This is a genomic window from Ferrovibrio sp., assembly GCF_017994015.1.
GTDB lineage: Bacteria > Pseudomonadota > Alphaproteobacteria > Ferrovibrionales > Ferrovibrionaceae > Ferrovibrio.
Genome location: NZ_JAGOLP010000102.1, coordinates 1 through 6,234, shown reverse-complemented (window position 1 = coordinate 6,234; position 6,234 = coordinate 1). Strand labels below are relative to the sequence as shown.

The window sequence follows — 6,234 nt, the reverse complement described above, 5'->3', positions numbered from 1 at the left end:
AGCCTGGATGAAAAGCCAGAACTGAAGGCCTTCGCGCAATCGGCGCTGAATGCCGCTCTGCAAGGCGCCGAATTGAACAAACGCTTGCTGGCTTTCGCACGCCGACAGCCCCTGACGCCGCAGCCGATACAGGTTGGCCGCGAGATCGCCAACGCCATGGCAATGCTGAAACGCGCCATGGGCGAGCAATACCAGGTGGAATCCGATGTGGCATTGGATATCTGGCCGGTGCGGGCAGACCCTACGCAATTGAACACGGCTTTGCTGAATCTCGGTTTGAATGCGCGCGATGCCATGTTGGGTGGCGGCAAATTGCTGATCGAGGCGCGCAACCGCACCATCGATGCCGATATGGCGGCTGGTGTGGCTCCGGACTTTCCGCCCGGCGATTATGTTTGTCTTTCGGTTTCCGATACCGGCAGCGGCATGCCCGAGGCAGTGGTGAAGCGCGTATTCGAACCTTTCTTCACCACGAAGGAAGTCGGCAAGGGTACCGGGCTCGGCCTCAGCATGGTGCATGGCTTTGCCAAGCAATCCGGCGGCCATGTCACGGTGTATTCCGAACTGGGCACCGGCACCACCTTCCGTCTCTATCTGCCGCGCCTTGGCCGTGGCGAGGCCGACGAGGAGCCCGGCCAGGCCGGCAATATGGCCGCCAATCCGAAGCAAATCACCGTGCTGCTGGTGGAAGACAATACCGGCCTGCGCCTGGTGGCGCGCCAGCAACTCAACACAATCGGCTGCACGGTACTTGAAGCGGAGCATGCCGCCGCCGCGCTACCGATCCTGCAAAGCGATGCCAGGATAGACCTGATGCTATCGGATATCGTGATGCCCGGCGGCATGAATGGCCGCGAGTTGGCGGCGCGCGCCGAGCAATTGCGGCCTGGGCTGAAAATATTGCTGATGTCTGGCTATTCCGATCCGCGCCAGCATGACGATCCGAAGGGCGAGCACGAAGATACGCGATGGCCGCTGCTGACCAAGCCGTTTCGCCGGCAGGAATTACACGAGGCGATCCTGGCGCTGCTGGGGCCCGCATGAGGGTGGCGTTTGCCGGCGTAACATGCTTGGCTGAACAGCCCCAGATACTCGGAAGGAGATGCGGATGGCCTCCCGCTCGGAACGCGATGCATTCGGCAGCATAGACGTAGCCACCGATAAATATTGGGGCGCACAAACCCAGCGTGCATTGAACTTGTTTGAAATCGGCACGGAAAAGCTGCCGCCCAGTCTGGCGCGTGCCATCGGTTTGCAGAAGCTGGCGGCAGCCAGGGCCAATGCCGCGTTGGGCGAATTGCCCGCCGATCTTGCCGATGCCGTGCAGCATGCTGCCCGTGAAGTGTGGGAAGGGCGGTTCGATGATCATTTTCCGCTGCCGGTTTGGCAGATCGGATCTGGCACCGCCACCAACATGAATGCCAATGAGGTGATCGCCAACCGCGCCAATGAGCTGCTTGGCCAGAAGCTGGGCAGCAAAAAGCCGGTGCACCCCAACGATCATGTCAATCGCGGCCAATCCTCCAACGATACATTCCCCACCGTGATGCATATCGTTACGGTGCTGGAGTTGCATCAGCGCCTGCTGCCGGCCCTGCAAAGCCTGCACAAGCAGCTTGCCGCCAAGGCGCAAGCCTGGGCCGATATCGTGAAGATCGCCCGCACCCATCTGCAGGATGCCACGCCGATGACATTGGGCCAGGGCTTTGGCGCCATGGCGCGGCAGGTGGAGTTGGGCATCGACCGGGTGCGCGATACGCTGCCACGGCTTTATGCGCTGGCGCAGGGCGGCACGGCGGTGGGCACCGGGCTGAATGCCAAGGCCGGTTTCGATCAGGCCTTCGCTGCGGAATTGGCGCAACTGACCGGCCTGCCGTTTCGTGCCAATCCCAACAAATTCGAGGGCATGGGCGCGCATGATGCGTTGGTGGAGGCCGGCGGCATGCTCAACACGCTGGCGGTGTCGCTGGCCAAGATTGCCAACGATGTGCGCTTTCTGGGCTCCGGCCCGCGTGCCGGCCTGGCCGAATTGCTGCTACCCCATGATGGGCTTACCTCGTCGATCATGCCGGGCAAGCGCAATCCCACCCTGGCCGAAGCCTTGCTGCAGGTCTGCTATCAGGTGATGGGCAATTGCGTGGCGATCACCCAGGCTGCTGCGGCCGGGCATTTCGAACTCAATGTGGCCAAGCCGGTGATCCTGCATAATATCCTGCAATCCATCCGGCTGTTGGCCGATGGCGCGCAGGTTTTCGGCGAAAAACTGGTGGCCGGCATCGAACCCAATCACGCCACCCTGGCGCGCAATGTGGAGCATTCCATCATGCTGGCCACGGCGCTCAATCCGCATCTGGGTTATGATCGCGTGGCGCAGATCGTCAACAAGGCCTTTGCCGAGGGAATCAGCCCGAAGCAGGCGGCGATCGATCTCGGCCTGCTTACGGCGGAAGAGTATGATCGCTTGGCTGATCCGCGCAGCATGATCGGGCCCCGTCCTTGATAGTTTCGGGTTCTTGATGATTTCGGGCCGCTGATCCGCTCATCCGGCATCGAAAATGCGCCTGGCATCTGGACAGGCGCCCGCTTGCCGGACACACTTGCCGGCATGCCCCCAAAGCCGCCGCGATGCCGACGAGCCGGGTGCCGTCTATCGAGGATCGGATGCAATACCCGGATTTCCGTGCATGCGCTGCATGCCTGCCCGTTGATGGGCGGGGCATGGGCATCGGCGGCGCTGCATGAGCCTTTTGGCGCAACTCTGGCGTGATCGGGACTTTCTCGCCGGCTTGCTGCTGGTGCTCCTCATGCTGCTCAGCGTGGCGGGCATGTTCGCGGCGATGCCCGATCTCACGCTGCCGGCGGCCGGTCTGCTGGTGCTGTTTGCTTGGATCAGCTTTCCGCATCTGCGCCGGGTGGCGCGGGTATTCCTGCTGCTCTGTGCAGTCGTACTGGTGCTGTCGCTGCTGTTCGATCCGTCGGCCTGGCAGAATATCCAGTTGGGTCTGCGCCGCGCGGTTTCCTATGCCAGCTTTTTCACCGCGCTCACCTTCATCCGCGAAGCCGGGCTGCATTCCGATCTTTTGCGGCGGGCGGGCGATACCATCGTGCGCCAGGATCCTGGCCGGCAATATGTCATCCTCACTATCGGCGGGCATCTGTTCGGCATGATGATGAATTTCGGCTCGTTGGGCATGCTGGGCACGATGATCCGCCGCAGCGTGGATGGCTTGCAACCCGAGATGCGCGCCAGGATGCTGCGCCATAGCTTCATCGCTTTGTTGCGTGGCTTTACCGCAACCGGCACCTGGTCGCCGATGGCGTTGTCGCCGCTGGTGGTGGCCTCGATACTGCCTGGGGTCAGTTGGGAACAGCTGATGCCTTATGGCGTGGCTTTGGCGGCCACATTGATGTTCGCCGGTTGGCTGGTGAACCGCTATGCCGAGCCCGCACTGGGCGTTGTGGAGGGCATCGCCTGGGAAAACCAATTGGCATGGCGGCCGATCATCGGCTTGTTGGCCATCGTCAGCACGATCTTTGCCGGCATACTGATCCTGCGCAGCACATTGGGCACCAGCACATCCGAGGCGGTGATCATCATGCTGCCGGTGGTTTCGCTGCTCTGGATGCTGGCGCAATGCCTGCGCCGACCCAGCAATCTGTTGCGTAGCTTTGGCTGGCGGCTGCGGCAATTGACGGCGCAAACCCTGTCCAGCCTGAATACCGAAATCGTCGTGCTGAGCACGGCAGGCTTCATCGGCGGCGCGGCCAGCGGCCTGCTGCCGTATGAACTGATGGGGCAATGGCTGCGTCAGGTGCCGCTGGCCTTTATCGCGTTGCCGCTGATGATCTTCTGGGGCGTCATCGCCACCGGCTATATGGGCGTCAATCCGCTGATCACGATCAGCATCATCGGTACGCTGATGGCGCAGCCCGAGGCCTTCGGTATCGAGCCGGTTTTCCTTGGGCTGGTCTATCTGCTGTCCTGGTCTCTGACCGGGCAATTATCGCCCTTCACGGCGTCCAACCTGCTGCTGGCCAGCATTGCCGAAGTGCGCTCCACAGAGATCGTGCATCAATGGAACCGCCGTTTCGCTGTCGTGATCATGCTTGCCGGCAGCATCGCCATCGCCATCGGATCTACCCTGCTGCATCGCTGAGGGCATAAAAAAATCGCCCGGGTTTGCCGCCCGGGCGATGTTTATACGGCGCGAGGCTGCGGTTATCAGCCCAATGCGTCGGCGATGATGCCGGCATACCAGCCTTCGGTATGCAGCGCCTCCTGCTTGCGGAAATCCGCGCTGGCCTGGGCGGGGCTCACACCGCCGCTATTGGGCACTTCCGCCACGCCGTTGGGGCCGGGGCGATAGGTGCCGGTAACGGAGATGCCGTAATCCGGCGTCACCAGGCTGTAGCAGGTGTTGTGGAACACGGCCGGCGGCGGCGCCTTGCCATTCAGCGTGGCGCTGATATGGGCGGCCACCACCTTGGCCTGGCTGTTGGCCGCCGAGCCGGATTTCGGCATCGCGCCGGCAATCGAGGCATCGCCGATCACATACACATCCGCCGCCTTGCGAGAGGCAAAGCTGATCGGGTCCACCGCCGCCCAGCCATTGGCCTCGGTAAGCCCGGCGTCGACAGCGATGCGGCCGGCGGTCTGCGGCGGGATCAGGTTGATCACGGCAGCCTTTTCATTGCCGAAGCCGGCCTTGATGGTCATGTTCGCCACGTCGATCTCTTCCACCTTGCCGCCATCCTTGCCGGCCAGCCAGGTGATGAGGCCGGGATACTGGCTCTCCCAGCCGGCCTGGAACAGGCCCTGCTTGGAGAAGGCATCCTTGGCATCGAGGATCAGGATCTTCGATTTCGGCTTATGGTTCTTCAGATACCAGGCGATCATGCTCACCCGCTCATAGGGGCCGGGCGGGCAGCGGAACGGATTGGCCGGCGGGGCAACGATCACCACGCCGCCATCGGGCATGGCTTCCAGCTGCCGGCGCAGCAAGGCGGTTTGCGCCCCGGCCTTCCAGGCATGCGGCACGCGCTCGGCGGCCTTTTCGCTATAGCCCGGCACGCCTTCGTATTTCAGCTCGATACCGGGCGCCACCACCAGTTTGTCGTAGGGCAGGGCAACGCCATCGGCCAGCCGCAGGCTCTTGCGGCTCACATCGATGGCGCGGGCCTCGCCACGCACCAGGCGCACGCCCCAGCGCTGCCGCAACGGATCGCGGCGATGGGTGATGCTGTTCAGGTCGCGGATGCCGCCCAGCACATAATTCGAGAACGGGCAGGTGACATAGGTGGCGTCGCGCTCCACCAGGGTCACTTCGATGCTGGGATCGAACAGTTTCAGATAGCGGGCAGCGGTGGCACCGCCGAAACCGCCGCCAACGATAACCACGCGGCCGCCCGCTGCGCGGGCGATGTTGGGCATGCCAAGCAGGGTGGCAGCGGCAGCGCCGGCGCCCAGCAAACCACGGCGAGTGAAATGCGTCATGGTCGCCTCCTCAGTAGCGCGCAAGATAATCGGCGACCGCTTTCAGTTGGTCGTCGGTGAAGCCACGGGCGATGCGGCCCATGATGGTGCTCGGGCGGCGATTGGCCTTCAAATCCAGCAAGGTGGTGTAAAGCTGGTCGGCATTGCTGCCATAGATCAAAGGCATGGTCGGCGGGGTTTGGCTCGGCGTGCCATGGCAGAGCGCGCAGGTCTGCGCGGTGAAGGCAGCTTCGGTCAGCTCACCCGGCTTGGGGGCTTGCTGCGCCATGGCAGCCTGTGGGGCAAAGCCGAATTGTGCGGCTAAAGCCAGCGCAAAAGCTGCGCCGGCCAGAGAGATTCGAGACATTATGGGGCATCCTCCCTTGCTGGTCGGGCCGCATGTTATGTAGTTTTTCTTAAATACGCAAATTTATATGTGCATAAAAAAATAAATACATAATTTATTGTTATTTATGCTTCAGGGGGATTTTCCTGTTTTTGATCAGAGCCTTGAGCGGCCACCGCAATGGCCAGCAGGATCAGGGCGGCGCCCATAAGGGTATTCATGGTAACGGCTTCGTTATAGGCCAGCAGGCCCACCAGCAAGGCGGTCACCAATTCGCCGGCCCCGGCAATCGAGCTGCGCTCGGCGCCGGCCATGGGCGCGCCCACCATCATCAGGCCCAGCGAACCGAAGGTGGAGAAGATCGCCAGCGCCGCGCAGGCCGCCCAGGCCAGCGGGCTGGCGGGCAGAATGATGC

At 62.5% G+C, this 6,234-nt stretch carries 6 protein-coding genes; 3 read left to right on the top strand and 3 right to left on the bottom strand.

The features are described 5' to 3' along the window. The 3 genes from KBB36_RS20505 to KBB36_RS20495 all read left to right on the top strand — a co-directional run. A partial coding sequence (locus KBB36_RS20505) for an ATP-binding protein (protein WP_290985624.1) occupies positions 1-1,044 on the top strand: 1,044 nt, incomplete at its 5' end. 64 nt (positions 1,045-1,108) lie between these two features. After that, positions 1,109-2,500 carry a lyase family protein gene (locus KBB36_RS20500; protein ID WP_290985622.1) on the top strand — a complete coding sequence of 464 codons (1,392 nt, stop codon included), beginning with the start codon at positions 1,109-1,111 and terminating at the stop codon, positions 2,498-2,500. A gap of 238 nt (positions 2,501-2,738) precedes the next feature. Continuing rightward, a complete protein-coding gene (locus KBB36_RS20495) occupies positions 2,739-4,157 on the top strand; it encodes a hypothetical protein (protein WP_290985620.1) in 1,419 nt (472 codons plus the stop codon). A 65-nt stretch (positions 4,158-4,222) separates the two neighbouring features. Here KBB36_RS20495 and KBB36_RS20490 read toward each other — a convergent pair whose 3' ends face one another. The 3 genes from KBB36_RS20490 to KBB36_RS20480 form a co-directional block, all read right to left on the bottom strand. Further along, entirely contained in the window at positions 4,223-5,494 is a 1,272-nt protein-coding gene (locus KBB36_RS20490; protein ID WP_290985618.1) for an NAD(P)/FAD-dependent oxidoreductase, read from the bottom strand. Between the two features lie 10 nt (positions 5,495-5,504). Continuing rightward, positions 5,505-5,840, bottom strand: a complete 336-nt coding sequence (locus KBB36_RS20485; RefSeq protein WP_290985615.1) for a hypothetical protein — start codon at positions 5,838-5,840, stop codon at positions 5,505-5,507. 104 nt (positions 5,841-5,944) lie between these two features. Next, a partial coding sequence (locus KBB36_RS20480) for a hypothetical protein (RefSeq protein WP_290985613.1) occupies positions 5,945-6,234 on the bottom strand: 290 nt, incomplete at its 5' end.

What these genes read in the sequence shown, in the direction of transcription:
- KBB36_RS20500 (WP_290985622.1), top strand. Translation starts at nt 1,109, where the DNA reads ATGGCCTCCCGCTCGGAACGCGATGCATTCGGCAGCATAGACGTAGCC.
- KBB36_RS20495 (WP_290985620.1), top strand. Translation starts at nt 2,739, where the DNA reads ATGAGCCTTTTGGCGCAACTCTGGCGTGATCGGGACTTTCTCGCCGGC.
- KBB36_RS20490 (WP_290985618.1), bottom strand. Translation starts at nt 5,494, where the DNA reads ATGACGCATTTCACTCGCCGTGGTTTGCTGGGCGCCGGCGCTGCCGCT.
- KBB36_RS20485 (WP_290985615.1), bottom strand. Translation starts at nt 5,840, where the DNA reads ATGTCTCGAATCTCTCTGGCCGGCGCAGCTTTTGCGCTGGCTTTAGCC.